The following is a 20,164-nucleotide window of genomic DNA, read 5'->3' on the forward strand; positions in this document are numbered from 1 at the left end:
TATAATTTTTTAGCAATTTATAAACCGAGATAAATTTGCTCACATTTTTAGAATTAACGAAAAAAGGAGAATGCAATGAGACAAACAACAATTGTTACAAAATTAACAGCAGATAAAAAATGATACATCGTTGATGCCGAAGGTCAAGTTTTAGGACGTTTAGCTGCACAAGTTGCAACAGTGTTAAGAGGTAAAAACAAGCCTACATTTACACCTAATGCAGACATGGGAGATAACGTTATTGTTATCAATGCAGAAAAAGTTGTTCTTACAGCTAAAAAAGAAACTGATAAAGTTTACTACTCACACTCGGGATACTCAGGTGGTCTAAAAAGCATCACAGCAGCAAAATTAAGAGCTAAAAAACCTACAGCACTAGTAGAAAAAGCAATTTACGGAATGTTACCTCACACAAAATTAGGAAACAAACAAAGACGTAACCTATTTGTTTACGCAGGAACAGATCACAAACACGAAGCACAACAACCAGAAAGATTAGAGGTTAAATAATTATGGCTAAAGTTGAAATGGGATACCGTGGACTAGGAAGAAGAAAATCTTCAGTTGCACGTGTTATTATTAAACCAGGTACAGGTAAATTTGTTATCAACAAGCGTGATGCAAGAGAATACCTTACATCAGACATTTATTTAAAAGATGCTAATCAACCATTCGTGTTAACAGAAACAATGGGTCAATTTGACACAAGTGTTAATGTTGTTGGTGGAGGACTAAGTGGACAAGCTGGTGCTATCCGTTTAGGAATCGCTAGAGCTTTACTAGAAGCAAGTGCTGACTACCGTGCTAAATTAAAACCTGCAGGAATGCTTACAAGAGATGCTCGTGCTAAAGAACGTAAAAAACCAGGTTTACGTGCTGCACGTCGTGCAAGACAATTCTCAAAACGTTAATTTTATTTAAAAATAATTTTCCTACTTATAATCTTTATGATATAATAAGTAGGCAATTGCGAGCGTAGCTCAGCTGGTTAGAGCACACGACTGATAATCGTGAGGTCGATGGTTCGAGTCCATTCGTTCGCACCATTTCAGAAATGACCAAAATACAGACGAAAGTCTGTATTTTTTTATATCTGCAAAAAAACTGGAACAAGTGTAATACGATTAATAAAAGTTTTATAATAAAAATGTTATGAAAAAGAGAAAAATAAATTGATTGTTATGAGCATCGCCAACAGTTATTGCGTTGCCAATGATTTCAATTGCTTGTTCAAGCAATGAAACGCCTAAAAAAGAAACTAAACCAGAAACACCAAAAGTTGAGGAAACTACAAAACCAGCTAAACCTGCAGAAACACCTGCAACACCTACAAATGAGGCTCCTGCACAACCGACAACCCCTGCAGAAACACCTGCAGCAGAAAATTCATTAAGCCAAGCAGAAGTTGAAGCTCTAAAAATGCCTTTTACGGAAACTAACTATGAAGGGCTTTTAAAATCTGCAAACGCATCTATCGAAAGAGGATTTAATGATGCAAGAATATATGTAAGCGACAATGATCCTAGATTACTTACATTTGAAAAAGATTCAGTAGCAAAATTGAAACCAGAATTAGATCTTTCTAAAGTAGAATTTAGACAAAGTAGTAGAGGTGGATCTTACTTAACAATTACTTTTGAAAAACTAAATCAAAACATTTTAACACTCCACCTTACATACAACGGTAAAGAATATACACAAGAAGTGCAAGGTTCAGCGACAACTACTACACCAGCTGAAACTCCAGCAACTACACCAACAGTATCAAACGAAGTAATGTCAAGAGATTTATTGACAAACATTGTTTGAGAAAAAGCCCTTAGTTCAGCTAATTCATCAAAAGAAAAAGGTTTCCCTGATGGAAGATTATTCATCGGTGAAAACGGTGTAACTTTCAACAACGAAAAAGTTGCAGACTATGTTGATGGAACTGATGTTACAAAAATTAAAGAATCAGGTACAACAAAAAAAGGTGATAAATTCTTAAAGCTTACTTTTGATAGATTAGATTCAGAACAAATTTTAAGCGTACACTACATTTACGATGGTCAAAAATATGTTCAACACTTTAATGCACAAGGTACAGTAGCATCTCCTACTGAAACGCCAGCACAACCTTCAGCTCCAACTGAAACAACACCTGCTGATCAACCTGCAGACCCTGCAGAAGAAACAACTTCTGAAGAAATGACATTAACAGAAGCCGAAGTTGAAGCTTTAAAAACGCCTTTTGTTGAAACAAATTACAAAAATATTACTATACCTGCAGAACAATCTTTAACAAGAAACTTTAGTGACACAAGATTGTTCCAAAACAAAGAAAACAAAAGAGTGTTTGACTACAAAAAAGCAGTCGGAGCCGTTTTATCAGATGCTTTAGATCCTGAACAAATTACAATGAAAGCTAATAGCTCAGGAAACAAATACATCGAAGTTGATATTACAAAATACAAATCAGAAAACCTATTTACAATTAACTTAATTTACAAAGGTAAAGAATATAAACAAGTCGTATCTCTTCCAACTACAGCTAAATCTAATGATTTAATTGCCAAAGCCAAGCAACTCTTAGAAGATGAAGACAGTAAAGAATACAAAGCAAGAACATCAGTTGAAAGCAAGGTTGAAGCTCTACAAGCAGATGTTGAAAACGAAGAAAAATACAATGCACTTGCAACTTCAACAAACACTTTAGAAAACTTTGTAGCAAAAATTAAATTACAAAAACTTTACGGATATGAAATTAAAAAAGAACTCCCTTTAGCAGAAGATCAATTAGAAAAAGTTAAAACTGACACTGAAAGAGCCGAATTAAAATCTGCTCTTGAAAAAGCTATTGAAGCTGCAAAACCAGTTGAAGAGAAAAAACATGAAATGGAAGTTGCAGAACTAGAAAAGATTCTAGAAAATCTAAAATCAACTAAAGAAGCTGTCATTTCAAGCCTTTTAGTTTTAACTGAAGCAGAAAAAGCAGTTTTAGGTGAAACTGTGACAGCGTTTGTTAACCTAGATAAAGCTAAGTTGAAAGCTAAAGCAGAAAATTCAATTAAAAAATTCACAACTTTAAGAACATACCAAGATAAAAACGATTTATCGCAATTTGTAATTTCAAAAGATAAAATGTTCAAATTAAATGAAGCTCTAGATGTTAAATTCCTTGAGCTAGGCGAAAATAAAGGAAGCAAAATTTTTGATATTGATCTATCAAAATTAAAAACAGAAAATAAATTATTATTTAACCTAACATACAAAGGAAAAACGTTTACACAGGAGTTTAGCTTAGAAGATACAGAAGAAGAAAAATCATTAAAAGCTTTACAAGAAGTGCTTAAATCTAAAGAAGTGTTCTCAACTTCAAGTCTTACAAAAGAAGACTCAGATAAATTAAGAAAATTCGCTGAAACTGATTCTTCAAGAAAGTTAAGCCTTGAAGAAAAAGATGAAAAAGTTCTTTTAGTGTTAGGTGATGATAAAGCTAAAGATGACATGACCAATGTTTTATCATTAGAGTTATCTGACAAACTAAAAGAAGTAAAAGTATTCACAGCATCGCTTAAAAAAGAAGGTGAGCACGACAAATATACTCTTAGATCGAGTCAGTCAGGAAATTGAAATTCACTAAAATGAACTTACACAATTTCAGAAGATAAAGCTGTATTTGATTTAATTATTGTAGGTAAGTACGATAAAGAAAAAGACACAGTAAATTACGGTAAAACACCTAAACAAACAGCTACAAAAGTTGAAGTACAACTTACACCAGTTGAAAAAGTAGTAGCTCCAGACGAAAGACAAGAAGATCCAGTTATGTCTGACACAGAGAGAACAGAAGATCTTCAAGCTGATGAATCAAGAGAAACAGTTGTTGCTGAAGAAGTAAGAAAAGAAAATCACGAAAAAGTATTAGAAATACTAAAAACAAAGGATTTATCTAGAATCTTTAAATTAACAACTCTAACCAGAGATCAATATAACACCCTTGAAGCTCAAAAAAGTAAAAGAATTGACTACAGCAAAGGCAAATACATTATTGGTGGTAAGAAAAAACCAGTAGATTTTCCTGAATTTGACTTCTCTGAAGAGTTACTAGCCCTTGACTTTTTCTCAAGAAATAAAGCAGAAGGAAAAGTTATTGTTGCAGCAGCAGATGGAAATAACAATAGAAACTCTGACAGACTAGCTTACACAGTTGAAGAAAACAAAGTTGTATTAAAAGTCGCTGTTTTATACGGAGAATATGACGGATCATATGAAAATATTTCTGAAGCTGTAACTCTTGAAATCCCAGTAGCAGCTGAATAATACAAAAAACGAGCTATGCTCGTTTTTTTATTCAAGTCCATTACGGTTTTTATACACAATCTTAATTGGACAACCTTTAAAATTAAAAGTTGCTCTTAATTGATTTTCTAAAAACCTTGTATAAGATCAGTGGACAAACTTTTTGTTGTTTACATAGAAGTTAAAAGTAGGTATTTTGTCTAAGGTTTTACGCACAAAGTAAACATTCAATCTTCCTCCATTATATGGTGCAGCAGGTTGAATCATTTGCGTTTCCATAACAAATTTAGAAAGTAATGATGGTTTTAAGTCACGCTCTAGATTTTCTCTTACTTCGTTTAATGTGTCTGTTAGTTTGTTCAATCTTTGGTTATATTTAGCCGAGATAAAGACAAAAGGAACTCATGGTACAAAGTGGAAACGATTACGTAATGACTTTTCGTACTGTGCCATTGTGTTTGTTTCTTTTTCTACCAAGTCTCATTTATTAATAACGATGATAATTGGTTTTTCATGTTCTAATGCATAACCAATAATTCTTGCATCAAAGTGTGAGATTTCAGCAGTTGCATCTATCACAATTAATGATAAATCGGACTCATCAAGCGAACTCATCGCTCTCATTAAAGCATAATGATCAACACTTTCAACAAGTTTTGATTTTCTCATAATTCCAGCTGTGTCAATAACACGGTAAAGTTTATCTCCTAGATAAACATTTTCTTTAACGCTATCTCTCGTTGTACCAGGAATGTCTGAAACGATTGAACGATTTTCTTTTGCTAAATTATTTAAAAGTGAACTTTTTCCAGCGTTAGGACGACCGATAATTGAAAGTTTGAATAAAGATTGATCTTCTTGATCGCTAAAATCAAGATATTCAATACATTTATCTAGAACTTCCCCGATACCTTCACCATGGGCTGCTGAAATTGGATAAATATTGTCAAAACCTAAACGGTATCAAGAGTAATCAAACATTTGATTACCTTCAAGTTTATTAGCTGCAACGATAATTGGTTTACCAGACTTACGCAGAATGTTCATGATAAATAAATCATCATTTGTACTTTCGGCTGTTCCGTCGATTAAGAAAAGAATTACATCAGCTTCGTCAATTGCAATTTTTGCTTGAATCTGAATCTGTTCTTGGAATGGCTTATTTTCGATCTCGATACCACCTGTATCGATAAAGTTCATCTTTTTACCTGTTCACTCAATTGTTTCGTAAAGACGATCACGTGTTACACCAGGTTGATCGTAAACGATTGATACTTTTTTACCAATTAATTTGTTGAAGAAAGTACTTTTACCAACGTTTGGTTTACCAATAATTGCTACTGTATTTTTCATTACGCATTTGCCCTTTCTTCGATTAATTCAATGATAGTTGAAACCACTTCATCAAATGTCATGTTTGTACAATCTACTTCGACTGCGTCTTTAGTTTTATGTAGTGGATCGAACTCACGATTCATGTCTTGTGCATCACGCATCTTTGTTTCGTAAAGTACTTCTTCATAGTTAGTTTTGTATCCTAACTTTTCGTTTTGAGCACAACGTCTTTTTGCCCTTTCCTCAGGGTCTGCTCATAAAAAGATCTTAACTTCGGCATGAGGTAAAAGTTTGAAGGTTGTATCTCTTCCGTCGACAATGTATCCCTTATTTTCTTTTGTCATTGCTTGAACATGTTCAACAACAAAGCTTCTTACTTTTTGGTGTTTAGCAACTTTAGCTGCACCTTGGCTTATCACGTCATCACGAATTTCATTTGATACATTAACACCGTAAAGTCACACACTTTCGTCATCCTTAATTTCCACCATCCCTTTTTCAAGAGTGGCAAACACGGCTAATTCATCTTCAAGGTGAACCTTTTTCATTACGGCGTTAAAGGCAATAGCACGATACAAACTTCCACTGTTTATAGGCGTATAAGACAGTCTCCTTGCTATTTCTTTACTAACAGAACTCTTACCAGCGCCACTGGGTCCATCAATTGCAACATTAACTTTTTTCATGTTATCTCCTACAGCTCTATTTTTTTAATATTCTTGACTACAGCACTCTCTTTTTCGTTTTCCTGCTTTGGAACGCTGCTAGTTTCAAAGTACTTATACAAATGATTTAAATCATCACTTTCAAAAGTATATTCTGAAAGAAAGCTTTGCTCATGCAGTTGCTGCATTATTCTCTTATGTTTATGCTCTAAAGTTCAAAGTTTATGTTCATCATCCTTTAACTTTATAACTTCTGAAAATTGAAAAATTGCGTCAGGGTCAGTGTCGACTCTAACCGCAATTTGATCTGGTACTACACTTTCGTAATCGGGCAAAACTTTTTTTAAGTAAGTTTCTTTTGCCTTAATCTCTTTATTGGTTGATAAATACAAGGACGCTAATCCCTCAAGAGTGATAATTTTTGCATCTTTATCATCCCAATTCATCATAAATATATTTTAATACAAAAAACGACAAAATAAAGCTCAAGAAATGTAAAATAAAAGTATGAATTTTTTTAAAAAAATAACAAACAAACTGTTTAAATCAAAAGACTCACAAGACGAAGAAAAAAAGATCAAATATGAGGCTTCTTTAAAACAAACAGCAAGTTTTGGTCAAAAGATTTTAGAACTTCAAAATAGACATCATAAAATCGACGAGGAATATTTTGAAGAACTTGAAGAAATTTTAATCATGTCTGACATAAATTTTAACGTCGTGGAACAAACAATGGATTTGATCAGATCTGAAGTTAAGGCTAACAAAATTACAGATGTCAATCTAATTAACGAAATTATTTCTGAGTCTATATTTAAGGTATATTTGAATGATACAGTGGTTGATACTTCGCTTGATGTTCAAGAAGGCAGACTAAACGTTTTTATTATGGTCGGTGTTAATGGATCAGGAAAAACAACATCGATTGCTAAATTAGCAGCTAAATATAAAAAAGAAGGTAAAAAAGTTTTAATTGCAGCAGGTGATACCTTCCGTGCAGCTGCAGTTGAGCAACTAACCGTTTGAGCTCAACGAGTTGGAGTTGATATTGTTTCGGGAGATGATAAAACTAAAGACCCAAGTGCAGTTGTCTTTAAAGCCCTTGAAACAGCTAAAAACGGAAATTATGATCTTTTAATCATTGATACTGCTGGTAGGCTACAAAACAAAGTAAATCTTATGAATGAGTTAAACAAAATGGTTTCAATAATTCAAAGATTTGAGCCTTCAGCACCTCACGAATCACTTTTAGTTTTAGATGCTACAACTGGTCAAAATGGATTATCACAAGCAGCAGTTTTTAAAGAGGTCGCAAACCTAACAGGAATTATTTTAACTAAGTTAGATGGAACAAGCAAAGGTGGAATTGTTTTAAGTATTAAAAATGAATTTGATTTAAATGTTAAATATGTTGGTCTAGGTGAAAAAGTTGATGACTTACAAGAGTTTGACTTAGAATTATTCATCTATCAAATGACTAAGGACTTAATCAAAAATGACTAACAAATCAATTGAAAACATCGAAAGATATACATATTTGTTTGATAAATACAAATCATTTTTAACGCAAACACAAATGCAAGTTTTTACGCTTTATTTTTATGAAGATTTATCATACGGTGAAATTGCTGAGATTACTGCAACAACTCGTTCTGCAGCATATGACGCACTTTCTAAAGCGCTAAAAAAGTTAGACAAAATTGCAGTTCAGATGGAAGAGGCGTAAAAATTACGAAAAAAGGCTATTTACAGCCTTTTTTTCTTAAATTTAGTACTTTTTTAAAATGTGGTAAAAATGTGTTAATATTTCCATATTACTTTTAATTTTTTATAATTTAAATGTTATGAAAAAGAGTGTAAAAAAATTATTTCTACTATCATCATCTTTTGCAAGTATTGGAGCTGGCGTAGCCCTAATCTCTTGCTCAAGTAGTTCGAAAGTAGAAACAAAAAAAGAAGAACCAAAAGCGAACATAAAGAGTGAAAATATTGATATACAACCAAATGTTGAGGAAAAAAATACTTCTGATTATGAGTTAACAGACCTAGACAAAGAATATATTGAATTAGTAAAAGAGAATAGGGAGTATATTGATTTTGCTTTAGAAGCGCTTGGAAATAGTAAACAATATTTGATGTTTGATGATTTTCAAGAAGTGTTTGATGTTGTTGTAAAGGTTTGAAAAAATATTTTGGATAACCCAATAAAGTATTTATCAAAACTACCGTCAGAAACAAAGACAGGTCTTATTAACCAATCAAAAGCTTACTTCAAACAATTAAAATTTTTAAATGAACTTGAGAAGAATCCAGAAAAAAAACTAGAAGAATTTCTTTCAGAACAAAATAGTGATGAACCACTATCAGAAAATCCAGAGGTTTCTAATCGGGAAAACGAAGTCCAAAATGATACTTCAAATCAAGAAACTTCGACTCAAACTGAAACATTAAATCCAGAAGAAAATAACGTTAAAATAGAGTCTGAAAATTACAACGAATCAACAACCACAGAAGAAGGCAATGTTCCAACACAACCTAAAACAGAAACACCAGAAGAAAATAATGTTCAAAATGAACCCGAAACAGTACCAAGCGAACCTTCAAATCCAGAATCAAAACCAACAGAACCCGAATCTCAACCAGAAAGAGTCAGTAATGAGAGGGTAACAGAACCTGCGACTTCTGAAGAGGATTCCAATGTTGAAGAGACAGATGATATTGATGAGTCAGAATTACCAGTTAAAACAAAATTAAAAGTTTTAGATGCTGAAAAAGTTGAACAAGAAGTAAGGAAGACGATTCAAGGTAAAAAATACCAAACATCAAGAATATACTCAGTAAGCCAATTAGATCCACATGAGCTTGGTTGAGGAAAAATAACAGCTATAAAACTTGGTGAAGAGTACGAATCAGATAGATTAAATTACCAAATTAACAGAAAATACAATAAGAAAAAGAAAACAGAAACAATTAGCAAATACTTCGATTTATCTTGGGAAGTTGAAAATTCTACCGTTAAAGTTTATCTAAATCTTGTTTACAATGGGCAAAAAGAAAAACTGTTTGTAATTCAATACCAAGATGGAATAACATTTGGTAACGAAAGTGAAGAAGATTTTTCATTGATTGATAACGGTTCGTCATCTACAAACGAATCAACAATTTCTTCATCTTCAACTCCAACATCGTCTCCTGCCAAACCAGTTGTAGCAACAACGATACTTGATAATTCATACTTATCAAAATTACAATATGATGCTAGTGATAATTATTATGAATCTCTTCAAGGGCTTAAAGGTCAGGAACTTTTTGAAGCTTTAAATAAACTGCAAAGTTCAAAAGCATCAAACTCAAATGGTAAAGGATACGATTCACTAAAAAGTTTTTATTCAAATTCTGATGCATTTAAAGATAATTATTTTGAAAAAGATGGAAGTTTATTAGATATCTATTCAGAGAATCCGAGTGGAAAGGATCCTTATGTATATTCAACTTACTTACCAGGAAGAGGTGCCGAGGAAAGTCAAGGAACAAATAGAGAACACTTAATCCCACAGTCTTGATTCAACAAAGCTGAACCTATCAAATCAGATTCATTATTTGTTTGACCAACAGATATCAAAGTAAATGGTCTGAGAGGTAACTTACCACACGATGATGTTCAAAGCGTCTCAAAAGAAACTTTAAACCATTCAAAATTAGGTAGAAATGTTAATGGTGATCAAGTTTTTGAAGTCCTAGATGCATTTAAAGGTGATGTCGCAAGGGCATACTTATACTTCCTAGCAACATATGCTAAAAAATCGATAAGAAGTGGTAATTCTATCTTTGAATCAAGTTATCCATACATGAAAAAACACTATTTAAATACATACATAAGATGAAGTGCAAATGATGTTCCTGACAAATGATCAATTGACAGAAACAACATTTCATATAAAGAATACAGACCAGTAAGAAACCCTTTCATCGACTATCCTGATTTAGCTAGCTCAATTTTTGGAGAAGATCCTAAACCGTTCGTCAACAAAGGGATTCTAGTTGGCATAAGTGAATAATAACGTATAAACCTGTAAAACAGTAATCAAAAAACTTGCTTAGGCAAGTTTTTATTTATTAGCTTCTCTCATTGAACGCATAATTTGTCTAATTTGAGTTTCTGAAGCTTTACGTCCCATTTGAGAAAACATAATTCTAATCATTTTTTCTGTGATAGGCGGGTTTTCTCTAAGTTGTTTTGCAAACATTCTTCTTGTTAAGAAGAATGTAATTAAACCTGTCACGATTGCTGTAAGAATTACTGCTGCAATAACAGTAATAACAACTGTAAGTACTGACATATTAACTCCTTCTATTTATTTAATTTTATCAAAAAGATGAATAAGCTTATTTATAAGAAATTTCGTCATATGTTTCTTTTGATAAGTATTTAATGTATTCAACAAGTAAATCACCTGCTGACATTAAATCCGAAATTGCACAAACACCAATTGGTGAGTGTAAATAACGCTGAGGTAATGAAACTGTTATTGTTGCAGCTCCACCTTGTGCGAATTGTAATTCAGCAGCATCTGTTCCACCACCTGCAGCAACAAATTTGTAGGCCTTAATGTTTTTATCTCTCGAGATTTTTGCCAATTGCTCTACAAGACCTGGATCCATCATAGTTCCACGGTCATTGACTCTTAGTGCAGCACCTCCAAATAACTTTGTGGTTCCTGGTATTGTTCCGATTGTATCATGTGATGAAGTTGTATCCAATGCAATAGCAACGTTAGGATTAATAATTGAAACCGATGTTTTAGCACCACGTGTTCCTACTTCTTCTTGAACTGTACCAACTAAGTAAAGATCACAATCTAAATCAAGATCTTTAACTTGGTTTGCAATATAATCAAGCACTGTAACACCTGCACGGTTATCCATTGATTTACCACCAACCAAGTCTTCATTGTCAAACAAAATCGTTTCACCTGATAGATATACACGATCTCCAATTTCTACACCTTTTTCAATTGCTTCTTGTTTTGATGTAAATCCAAAATCAGCATAAAGTTTATTGTTAGTCATTGCTTTAGAAACTTCTTCGTTTTGCATAATGTGAATACTTGTGTGACCAAAAACACCCATATACTCTTTATTGTCTCTATTTGTAACTAATTTTGCTCTCGTACCAATAACAACAGATGGTCAAATTCCACCAACTGGCGAAAGAAGTAATTGACCTTTTTCGTCAATCATTCTTACTAAGTAACCAACTTCATCCATGTGAGCTGCAATCATAAGTTTTGGAGCATTTGCTTTTTTACTTTTTTTGTGAATGATTAATGATCCCATTTTGTCACGTGTGTATTCAAAATTTGGACTCATTGTATTTTGCTTTAAAGCCTGTGCTACAGGTTCTTCATATCTTGACATACCCTCAATTTCAAGGTAGCTAATTAATCTTTTTTTAAATTCTTGCTTATTCATTTTTAGTCCTCTATTCTAAAATTTTCAAAGATTTCATCTAAATCTTCAAAATCAATCTCTTCATATTCTGGTTCATCTCGATAAAAAGATGCTGGTTGGTTGTATCTTATTGAATAAGAGCCACCATTATTATGAACAGATCATTGACAATCATTTTTTTCAGCCATTGTTTCAACTGTATACTTAAGAGCACCAGATCCTAAACCTGTGACTACGTATAAAACGTCGAGTCTTCCTCTTTTTAAATCAAAGAGCGAATTAATTAAAATAACCTGTGCCTCTTCTGTAGTTAGTCCGTGTAAATCGATACTTTTGAACATTAAATAATTTTTAATCCTGCATTTGCCATTAGTTTAAGTGCAAATTCGTGAAATTCAGCTGCGTTATGATCAGGAGAATCAAAAGTCGAGACACCGTCTTTAAACACGTATACAGGTTTATTTGAACCAATTTTGTTTAAGTACATCTTTAGTGAAAGTCCAAACTGTAAAATACAAATATCTGTACAACAACCTGTTAAATAAAATTCATCATAACTTTCATATACTGCTGGAGAAACTTCAAAAAAACCATTCGTTGTATCTTTATAGACATAGTGATCGACATATTTTTCTAATTCCTGCACAACTTGAGATTCTTGTGAATCTTTTAGACAGTGAATGGGATATTGTTGCATTTCAATATCGTTTTCTGAGTGAGCGTCGCAAATAAAGTAGTTTGTGTATTCATCGGTAGAGAGTTCTCTTTCAATAAAAGGGATGATTTTTTTAACATTTTCAGAGCTTAAAGGACCTTGATTTGCAAATCCATTAAGCATATCAATAACAAACATAGCTTTTCTATTCACTTTGACACCTTTCACAATATGTTGTCCCTCTTCCATTTACTTTTATTTTAGTTAATGGTTGTGAGCATTCAGGACACTCAACACCTTTTTTACCGTAAACCTTAAGTTTCTCTTGGTATGAACCTTTTGATGCATTTACCGATGTGTAGCTGTGAACAGAGCTACCTCCAAGTCTTAAACTGTCGTCCATTATTCTTTGAGCACTTGTGAGCAGTTTTTCTCAATCTTGAATTGTCAACTCGTTTGTCGGTCTCAATGGTGAGATTCTAGCAGCAAATAGCGACTCATCAGCATAAATATTACCGATTCCTAAAACAATCTCTTGATTCAAAATTGTCTGTTTTATAGCCGTTTTGGTATTCTTGGTTTTTTCCATTATCACTTTTGCATCGCTTGGATCTGGTAAATTTGCCAGTTTTGCAATAGCTTTTGCATTTTTCACATCACCCTTAACAAATTCTAATGTCCCAAATCTTCTTGTATCGTTGTAAATCAACACAGAATCATCCGAAAAATAGAATCACACAAGATCATGTTTTTTGTTTCTTAAGTTATCTTCGCTTTCTTTTTCAAAAAAGTACTTACCTTCCATTCTTAAATGGGAGATCATTTTTAAGTCATTAGATAGTTCAAAAATTATGAATTTACCTATGTTATAGACTTTTTCAATTTTTTGATCAGTTAATTCTTTCTGGAAGGCATCAAATCCATTTACTTTGAAAAGTTTTGGTGTAATTGTTGTAATACTAATAATTTTTTTATCTTTAACAAGGCTGTTTAAAGTCCTAGCCACGACTGTTACTTCTGGAAATTCAGGCATATATTAATTATAATTTATATTAAAATTTTAAAGATATGCAAAATCGTGATATTTACATCTTTACAACGGATACGGTCTGTGGTATAGCAACACCTGTTAAAGGTGGCTCTCTAGATAAAATTTATGAGCTTAAACAAAGACCTTTTGAGAAAAAAATAATGATTTTAGTTGGTTCTATTGATCAAGCAAGAAGCTTTGAACAATGGACTTCAGGAGCTGATAAATGGGCTTTAAAATTCTGACCAGGAGCTTACAGTATTGTTGTTAACGATCAAGGTTTTAGAATGCCAAATAATCAAAAGCTTTGCGAATTCTTATTAGAAAAAGGACCTATGTTTGCTACGAGTGCGAACATTTCAGGCGATAATCCAATTGAAATAAAAGATGCAAAAACAACTTTTCCAACTGTTCCTCAGGAAAATATATATGATTTTGGAAAAGGTTCAGGTCAGGCTAGTTCAATTTACATTTATGATAAAGACCTATGGATAAGGAGATAACATGAAAAAGAAAATGTTAGTTTTAACTTTTGACAAATTTAACGATGTCGAATTAATTACTTTTGTATCAACTCTAAAAAGAGCAGATATTTTAGATCAAATTACCTATGTATCAGCTAAAAAAGGAATTTTAAGATCACAATATGACAATTTCGATTTAAGTGTCGAAAAATTTAGTGATGATATAAGTGAGTATGATGCAGTTTATGTACCAGGTGGTCCTGCTGCTCAAGAACTTCGTAGTAATTTAGAAGCTCAAAAGCTTGTTCAAAAGTTTGTTGACCAAGGTAAGTTTGTTTTTGCTATTTGTGATGCACCAAATGCTTTAAAAGAAGCTAATGTGCTACAAGATTTAAAATACACAGCATTTCCAAGTGATTGATCTAAAGATTCAAGAGATGAGTTTTACAACCCAAATAAGTTAGTGATTCAATCTAATGACAAAATTGCCACAGGTAGAAGTGCAGGAGCAACTTTAGAGCTAGCTCTTCTTGCAGTTAAGATGTTATCTGACGAAGAATCATATAAAAAAGCCTATTTTGGAATGTTAGGTGAAAATGCTTAATAAAATTAAAAGAATTAAAAACGAAGAAGAGCTGTTACGTTTTTACCTTAAAAACAGACCTAAAGACTTAGATGAAGTAAAAACAATTTTCAAAAGTATTTTAAAAATATGGCTTGCAAGCTTTTTGTGTTTCTTCATTCTTTATTGTGTTGATTATTTATTTAAACTCGATAATACCGATCCGATAAAAGGGGCAGCTTGATTAATTTTAGTGATAAACATTACTTCCTTTTACCTGCTTTCGGTAATTGGTTTTGGATACTCTTTATGAAAGTTTCTTGTTTACAGAACTTTTAGGCAAAAGTTATCAGAATTCAGAGATTCCAAAAACGTCAAAACACAGTATTTGATCAAAAAGTACTCGGTTGTTGATCTCAAACATCAAGATCTTAAATTTAGAAATAAAAGCGATTTTAAAGCTTTTGATTTCGATACTCAGTTAATATTATTGCAATTCAAAACTGAATCAAATTCTCATCTGCAAGCAAGAAAGGTTCAAATTATTTCAGATTTGTATCATTCAGCTAATGCTATTTCACAAATTTTAAGAAGATCCAGCACGAATGCAACTAAAACAACAGTTAAAATTTATGATTTGTTTTTCTGAATTTTAATTGCATGATCTTTAGTTTTATTATCGGTAATGTTATCTTTCGGCTTAATAAGCATACCAGAAGGAAAATTTAAAGATGCTATCCAGTCAGGTTTTTTAGATATTGCTTCAATCTTATCTGCAGCAGCATTCGTTAAAATTTGAGTTACCTATACTTCAATAAATAAGTCTAAAAAGCAATTTATTGAACATATGTACACCTGCCAAGATAATATCAAAGAAATACTTGAAGGTGATTTAAATGTTAATTCAGAAGATTTTTACGAAGTTTTAATCAACTTAAGGTGATTGTCAGACAAGACCTTCTATCGTCTTTACAAATCTCAGAAAAACCGTGAAATTGTAATTATCGATAACTTGTTAAAAGAAATTTCATCAAAGATTAAAGAACTTTACTCATAAACAAAAAAAGCCTGTATCACAGGCTTTTTTGTATATTGATCTCTTAATATTAAGATGTTCTCGATTTATTTCTAACTTCTGTTCATTGTTGTCATGTTGGTTGTTGTTCAGGTGTTTTTGTAAAGTATTCAGGCATTCCTTGGTAGTTGTAACCTTGTGGGTTTTTATACTTGAATAATGTCATTAAGTAGTTTGAAAGATCTAATTTAAGGTAGTCCACTGCATTTCTTTCTTGTAATACTAAATCTAAATCTATTTCCATTAATAAACGTGATGTTTGTGCAGTTTTAGGATCGTATCCTTCTTCTAAGTAGAATGAATCTTGTTCTGCTGCATCTATATTAGTAAGGTCAACTATTTTTCATCTTCCATCTAAGTAAACTTCGTTTCAAGCATGACCACCATCATCACTTACTCCAGGCTGAGTTAGTAATCCACCCACTTGCCTTACAGGGATTCCAAGTAATGTTAGTGCCATCGAAACGTTTGAAGTGTATCCGACACATTTCTGTCTAATATCGTTTTTAAAGATTTGGAATGGTGAATAGAATCCGTATCCCTCGAGAGTAAAGTCGATTTGATCACCGTCTAGTTCATCTTTCATATACATCGTATTTGAAGCAATAAATAGGGCTACAGCTTTAACTTTCTTTTCATCGCTTCAATTTTTGTCAACAATTTTAGGTAAAACTTCTTTTCATTTCGCGATTCATTCGTTAATCAATAATTTTGGCAATACTGATTGTTCTTTTAAATCTCTTCTTTTATCTAAATGATCAACGCTACCATAAACTGGTTTCGTAATTTCGATAGTTTTATTATATGTCATAGGTTTTAAGTAACCTTCATAGTTGTTTAATTGTTTATAAACTGAAGTTTCGAGGTTGTTTAAATCAGCATCAGGAAGTTTATACAATCAAGTTGGATTTAAGTGATAGTCATAAAAGTATCCTGGTTTATCACTTAATAGTTGAGCGAAGAATCAGTTATCATCAGTTCTTTCGAAATGAAGATCTCCGTTTTCGTATTTTTGTCATTCACCATAATAGTCTCTAAACTTTTTGTAATCAACATTTTTGAAGAAGTCGTGACTTCTAACAAAAACGTTATCAAAAGGCTGTTCTTCTTGAAGTTCGAAGTCGGTGCCATCGAAATTACCAAGTTTTAAGAAATACTTATCTGTAAACTCTGCATAGTTTCTCATGAATTGTCTTTTTTCATAAGTAGTGTCGTTAACAACATCATTTTCAATAGGATCTTCAATAACATCAAAAGACTCATAACCATTTAGGTCCATTGTAAGATAATCATTTATGTATTCTTCTTGAGTATTTACTCTTTTAAGACCGTATCAAGTTTTAGGGTGCAGATCAAGGTTTGTTTTTAGTAAGTCCTTTGAATTCTGATCTGTATATTTATCAACGACTCTGTAGATATCTAGATCATCTGTATTAATGCTAAAGTTTGGAGCATTTGTGTTTAAAAGTTCAGCATACTCTAAATATTGCCCTAATAATGCAAATAAGTTTAAGGCATTAAACTCAATGACTTGAACTGACTGCATTTTAAATATAGTAGGTTCAAGTGATAATTGTTTGTTATCGTCATAACCTCATTGGAACACAACTGGGTTACCAAAATCACTTTCAATTTTCTTGATAATATATTTCAATCTGATTTCAATTTGCTTGTAAAGGTGATCTGTCGCTTCAAAACGGATTAAAACTTTCTTAAATTCTTCTAATAAGTAAGTTTTAAATTCATCACTAACGCTTTCAATCATTTCTTTGGCTGAAGATGAATTAACCGAATTGTTTAAAATCTCATCAAACTTTGCAATTATTCTTGAAGGTTTGTAATTAACTAATTTATGAGCTTCTTGACGCAATTCGTCACCCTTAATCCTTGTAACCATTTCATCTAATTGTTTAAATGAGTATTTTTTAAGAATATCAAGTTCTGATGCACTCTTAAACTCTTGAATAATATTTTGACTTGATGGAGTGTATGTTTGATCTCTTTTTGATTCAAAGATTGAAATTGAATTTTTAATAGCTTTATAGTAAGCAGAAAGATCATTTGAGAAAGAAACTAGTCTGTTAATAACTTCATTTTTCATATCGTCTCAATATGTTCAATTGTTTTGTGCTCAGAATTTAAGCACTTGTTTTCCTGGATTATCATAAGATTCAATTTTAAAATCGAAGTAAGCACCATTAGATGTTAAACGATTAAAAACAAGCATTTCTAAAACTTCATCATAGTTTGGCAATATCTTTTTCAGTAAAATTTCAACAATTTTGATACTTAATCTTTCAAACCTTTTTCTTGAAAGACTGTAGTTAGATGAGCTTTCAGCGTTTGATAGTTCTATAAGCTTTGCGTAAAGATCTGAGTTAATTTCATCAATTCTAGCGTCATCTAGAGAAATCTCTTGATTGTTAATACCTTCAAGAACATCATCGAGAACGTTGCTGTTGTAAATATTTGCAAAGAATCTTGACATATCCTCTCTTGATATTTTTTCAACTTGGTTTAGCAGATTTTGATAAACATTAGATGAGTCAGGATGCGTTTCTTGTGTATTTGCCTCTACTTCTTCAGAAGGTGTTTCTGCATTTTGATTTTCTTGTTCGTTTGAAGTATCGTGTTCTGCGACAGAAGAATCTTGATTTTCTTTTTCTTTAACATCAGAATTAGTGTTTTGATGATCGACATTTTCTGTATTTTCAGAAACAGTTTCGTTTTGTTTTTCTTCTGTAACAACCTCAGGTGTTTCAGAATTATTAACCGATTCGTTAACTTGATCATCCTGTGAAGGATTAACTTCCTTCTGTTTGTTTTCGGAATTTTGTTCGCTAGTGTTTCTTTCTGTTTCTTGGTTGTTTGCAGAATCTTGGTCATTTGTGTTATTTTCTGCTATTTGGTTGTTTACAGAATCTTGGTCATTTGTGTGGTTATTTATCTCAGGATTATTAGAATCTTTTGTGGTTGATTCGTTTTGGTTTTGATTTTCATTTTGGCTATTTGAAGATGTATTTTTTGTATCTTCCTGCCTTGTAGCATTGTTTGAGTTTTCTTCGTTTTTACCATCTTTTTGAATTTGTGAATCTTGTTTTGGTTTGTTAATAATGTTTGAACTTGAATTATCATTCTTGCTGTTCTCGCTTTGCCCAAAGAGAGAACATGAAACGATGAATGCAACAGGTGATGCTGAAGCTATCGCTATCAAACTTTTAACTAAATTACTTTTTTTCATATTTACCTCTTAAATTTCATCAAAATCAAAAAACGGAACTTCATGTTCTCACAAACTATTTTTAGTAAGTGGTACGCATTTTAGATTTTCGTCGAAAAGTTTCTTAGTTACTTTGTAACTAGGAATTAGTTTTTCTAAAACATTATAAAAATTTTTTGAATGATTTTGTTGATAAATATGAGCTATTTCGTGCCAGATTATAACGTCAATATACTCTTTTTCATAAACTGCCAGGTTGTAACTAAAACTAAAGGTTCTTTTGTATGGTAAGTTTGTAATATTTTTTTTACAAGATAAACTTGCTCATTTACTTTTAGAGCTTTTAAATTGAATATTATAACCACCTCAATCAGGGAAAGAACTAGCGTCAGTTCTGGATAGGAAGAGGTCTAAAGTGCCTGTTATATATTTCTCTAAGCTTTTTTGCATGAATTTTATGATATTTTTACTTATTGTTTTTTTTGAACTTTTGATCGTCAGTACTTGATTTTCTAAATAAATAGAAATAACACCAAAATGTTCTTGAAATTTATAAGGTATTCTCTTTCCAAAAAGCCAAAAATAGTTCTTTTCAATTGGTAAAAGTAATTTAGTTCCTATATAAGTTTCCATCAAATCATGGATTAAAGCTATATAAACTTGACTGTCTTTAATTTTTTTAAATTTAGAAAATGTGTAAAATCTTTGATTTTTAATTATTGATAATCTATCTTCTTTTAGACCTTTGGGTCAATTTTGGATATATACAAAAAAGATGTTTTCTTTTGATCTTCATAAAGCATTTTCTTTCTTAAGATCGCTTTTTAAAAAAGCTTCCAGAAACGGTTTATAAACTGAATCTGAAAGCGTTTTAATATTAAAACCATATTCATTTAAAACATTAAATAAATGTCTTAATTTATCTAATTTTTGTTTCTTATTCATTATCATTTCTTTTTGCAGTAATACACATCAAAATCTTGGTAAGCATCAACCTTTTCGACTGTGAACCAGTCTCAAAAGTAGGTATTTAACACTTTATCACCTTCATAATCTTCTTTGATTAAAGTTATTATTGCTTCATCTGCATATTGCAAAGTTTGCTCGTAAACTTCTAAACCACCACAGATGTAAAGATCTTTTTCGCCTGTTTCATAGTGCTTTAAGACTTCTCTTAAGTTGTTTATGTATTTAACATTGGGGTCTTCACTTTTTAGTTCTTTATTTCTTGTTAAAACGTAAACCTTTCGATTGCCTCATTTAATTTTCAAGTTATCAAAAGTGTTTTGACCAAACAGTAAAATTTTCCCATCTGTTACACGTTTGAAATGCATCAGTTCTTCTGGAATGTCTCAAGGAAGTTCGTTACCTTTTCCGATTACGCCGTCTTTTGTCATTGCTAGTATTGCTTTTATCATAATTACAT

Annotated in this window: 20 protein-coding genes and 1 tRNA gene; 10 read left to right on the plus strand and 11 right to left on the minus strand. The window is 31.9% G+C overall.

Going from position 1 to position 20,164, the window contains the following annotated elements:
* Nucleotides 1–75: 75 nt before the first annotated feature.
* The 4 genes from rplM to K4L35_RS02840 all read left to right on the plus strand — a co-directional run bounded on the left by rplM (nucleotide 76) and on the right by K4L35_RS02840 (nucleotide 4,302).
* The gene (gene rplM / locus K4L35_RS02825) at nucleotides 76–510 is read left to right on the plus strand and encodes a 50S ribosomal protein L13 (RefSeq protein WP_221617418.1); all 435 of its coding nucleotides are present in this window, start codon (nucleotides 76–78) and stop codon (nucleotides 508–510) included.
* A 2-nt stretch (nucleotides 511–512) separates the two neighbouring features.
* Nucleotides 513–911, plus strand: coding sequence for a 30S ribosomal protein S9 (gene rpsI / locus K4L35_RS02830; RefSeq protein WP_221617419.1), 399 nt, complete (start codon nucleotides 513–515; stop codon nucleotides 909–911).
* 58 nt (nucleotides 912–969) lie between these two features.
* A tRNA-Ile gene (locus K4L35_RS02835) sits at nucleotides 970–1,046 on the plus strand.
* Between the two features lie 106 nt (nucleotides 1,047–1,152).
* Nucleotides 1,153–4,302 (plus strand): hypothetical protein, encoded by a 3,150-nt coding sequence (locus tag K4L35_RS02840; RefSeq protein ID WP_221617420.1) that lies wholly within the window; start codon nucleotides 1,153–1,155, stop codon nucleotides 4,300–4,302.
* 27 nt (nucleotides 4,303–4,329) lie between these two features.
* Here K4L35_RS02840 and der read toward each other — a convergent pair whose 3' ends face one another.
* The 3 genes from der to K4L35_RS02855 are packed head-to-tail and all read right to left on the minus strand — an operon-like array spanning nucleotide 4,330 to nucleotide 6,730.
* Nucleotides 4,330–5,634, minus strand: a complete 1,305-nt coding sequence (gene der / locus K4L35_RS02845; protein ID WP_221617421.1) for a ribosome biogenesis GTPase Der — start codon at nucleotides 5,632–5,634, stop codon at nucleotides 4,330–4,332.
* Nucleotides 5,634–6,302 (minus strand): (d)CMP kinase, encoded by a 669-nt coding sequence (gene cmk, locus K4L35_RS02850; protein WP_221617422.1) that lies wholly within the window; start codon nucleotides 6,300–6,302, stop codon nucleotides 5,634–5,636. Before cmk ends, der begins: the two co-directional genes overlap by 1 nt.
* Before the next feature lie 8 nt (nucleotides 6,303–6,310).
* Nucleotides 6,311–6,730: a hypothetical protein gene (locus tag K4L35_RS02855; RefSeq protein WP_221617423.1), complete on the minus strand. Its 420-nt coding sequence runs from the start codon at nucleotides 6,728–6,730 to the stop codon at nucleotides 6,311–6,313.
* A 58-nt stretch (nucleotides 6,731–6,788) separates the two neighbouring features.
* Between K4L35_RS02855 and ftsY the strand changes: the two genes are divergently transcribed.
* The 3 genes from ftsY to K4L35_RS02870 all read left to right on the plus strand — a co-directional run bounded on the left by ftsY (nucleotide 6,789) and on the right by K4L35_RS02870 (nucleotide 10,339).
* Nucleotides 6,789–7,784: a signal recognition particle-docking protein FtsY gene (ftsY, locus tag K4L35_RS02860; RefSeq protein WP_221617424.1), complete on the plus strand. Its 996-nt coding sequence runs from the start codon at nucleotides 6,789–6,791 to the stop codon at nucleotides 7,782–7,784.
* A complete protein-coding gene (locus K4L35_RS02865; RefSeq protein ID WP_221617425.1) occupies nucleotides 7,777–8,007 on the plus strand; it encodes a sigma factor-like helix-turn-helix DNA-binding protein in 231 nt (76 codons plus the stop codon). The genes ftsY and K4L35_RS02865 overlap by 8 nt, the downstream gene beginning before the upstream one ends.
* 118 nt (nucleotides 8,008–8,125) lie before the next feature.
* The gene (locus K4L35_RS02870) at nucleotides 8,126–10,339 is read left to right on the plus strand and encodes an endonuclease (protein WP_221617426.1); all 2,214 of its coding nucleotides are present in this window, start codon (nucleotides 8,126–8,128) and stop codon (nucleotides 10,337–10,339) included.
* 51 nt (nucleotides 10,340–10,390) lie between these two features.
* Here K4L35_RS02870 and K4L35_RS02875 read toward each other — a convergent pair whose 3' ends face one another.
* Genes K4L35_RS02875 through mutM form a run of 5 tightly spaced genes read right to left on the minus strand, consistent with a single transcriptional unit; the run spans nucleotide 10,391 to nucleotide 13,420 of the window.
* On the minus strand, nucleotides 10,391–10,621 hold the full coding sequence (locus tag K4L35_RS02875; protein ID WP_221617427.1) for a YneF family protein: 231 nt from the start codon (nucleotides 10,619–10,621) through the stop codon (nucleotides 10,391–10,393).
* A gap of 46 nt (nucleotides 10,622–10,667) precedes the next feature.
* Nucleotides 10,668–11,753, minus strand: coding sequence for a M42 family peptidase (locus tag K4L35_RS02880; RefSeq protein ID WP_221617428.1), 1,086 nt, complete (start codon nucleotides 11,751–11,753; stop codon nucleotides 10,668–10,670).
* 2 nt (nucleotides 11,754–11,755) lie between these two features.
* Entirely contained in the window at nucleotides 11,756–12,073 is a 318-nt protein-coding gene (locus K4L35_RS02885) for a Smr/MutS family protein (protein WP_221617429.1), read from the minus strand.
* Nucleotides 12,073–12,600: an isochorismatase family cysteine hydrolase gene (locus K4L35_RS02890; protein WP_255558977.1), complete on the minus strand. Its 528-nt coding sequence runs from the start codon at nucleotides 12,598–12,600 to the stop codon at nucleotides 12,073–12,075. The genes K4L35_RS02885 and K4L35_RS02890 overlap by 1 nt, the downstream gene beginning before the upstream one ends.
* Nucleotides 12,593–13,420, minus strand: a complete 828-nt coding sequence (gene mutM / locus K4L35_RS02895) for a DNA-formamidopyrimidine glycosylase (protein WP_221617431.1) — start codon at nucleotides 13,418–13,420, stop codon at nucleotides 12,593–12,595. The genes K4L35_RS02890 and mutM overlap by 8 nt, the downstream gene beginning before the upstream one ends.
* 35 nt (nucleotides 13,421–13,455) lie before the next feature.
* On the opposite strand from mutM, the gene K4L35_RS02900 reads away from it, so the two are divergent.
* From K4L35_RS02900 to K4L35_RS02910, 3 genes are read left to right on the plus strand one after another with little or no spacing between them, the layout of a single operon-like run.
* The gene (locus K4L35_RS02900) at nucleotides 13,456–13,920 is read left to right on the plus strand and encodes an L-threonylcarbamoyladenylate synthase (protein ID WP_221617432.1); all 465 of its coding nucleotides are present in this window, start codon (nucleotides 13,456–13,458) and stop codon (nucleotides 13,918–13,920) included.
* Nucleotide 13,921: 1 nt separating this feature from the next.
* Nucleotides 13,922–14,485, plus strand: coding sequence for a DJ-1/PfpI family protein (locus tag K4L35_RS02905; RefSeq protein ID WP_221617433.1), 564 nt, complete (start codon nucleotides 13,922–13,924; stop codon nucleotides 14,483–14,485).
* Complete coding sequence (locus K4L35_RS02910; protein WP_221617434.1) at nucleotides 14,478–15,500, plus strand: hypothetical protein; 1,023 nt, start codon at nucleotides 14,478–14,480, stop codon at nucleotides 15,498–15,500. The genes K4L35_RS02905 and K4L35_RS02910 overlap by 8 nt, the downstream gene beginning before the upstream one ends.
* A 49-nt stretch (nucleotides 15,501–15,549) precedes the next feature.
* Here K4L35_RS02910 and K4L35_RS02915 read toward each other — a convergent pair whose 3' ends face one another.
* Genes K4L35_RS02915 through K4L35_RS02925 form a run of 3 tightly spaced genes read right to left on the minus strand, consistent with a single transcriptional unit; the run spans nucleotide 15,550 to nucleotide 20,156 of the window.
* Nucleotides 15,550–18,759, minus strand: a complete 3,210-nt coding sequence (locus tag K4L35_RS02915) for a transglutaminase-like domain-containing protein (protein ID WP_221617435.1) — start codon at nucleotides 18,757–18,759, stop codon at nucleotides 15,550–15,552.
* A gap of 9 nt (nucleotides 18,760–18,768) precedes the next feature.
* On the minus strand, nucleotides 18,769–19,683 hold the full coding sequence (locus tag K4L35_RS02920; protein ID WP_221617436.1) for a YgjP-like metallopeptidase domain-containing protein: 915 nt from the start codon (nucleotides 19,681–19,683) through the stop codon (nucleotides 18,769–18,771).
* Nucleotides 19,683–20,156 carry a dihydrofolate reductase gene (locus K4L35_RS02925; protein WP_221617437.1) on the minus strand — a complete coding sequence of 158 codons (474 nt, stop codon included), beginning with the start codon at nucleotides 20,154–20,156 and terminating at the stop codon, nucleotides 19,683–19,685. Before K4L35_RS02925 ends, K4L35_RS02920 begins: the two co-directional genes overlap by 1 nt.
* Between the last annotated feature and the right edge of the window lie 8 nt (nucleotides 20,157–20,164).

Source organism: Mycoplasma sp. Ms02, assembly GCF_019720735.1.
Lineage (GTDB): Bacteria > Bacillota_I > Bacilli_A > Mycoplasmatales > Metamycoplasmataceae > Mycoplasmopsis.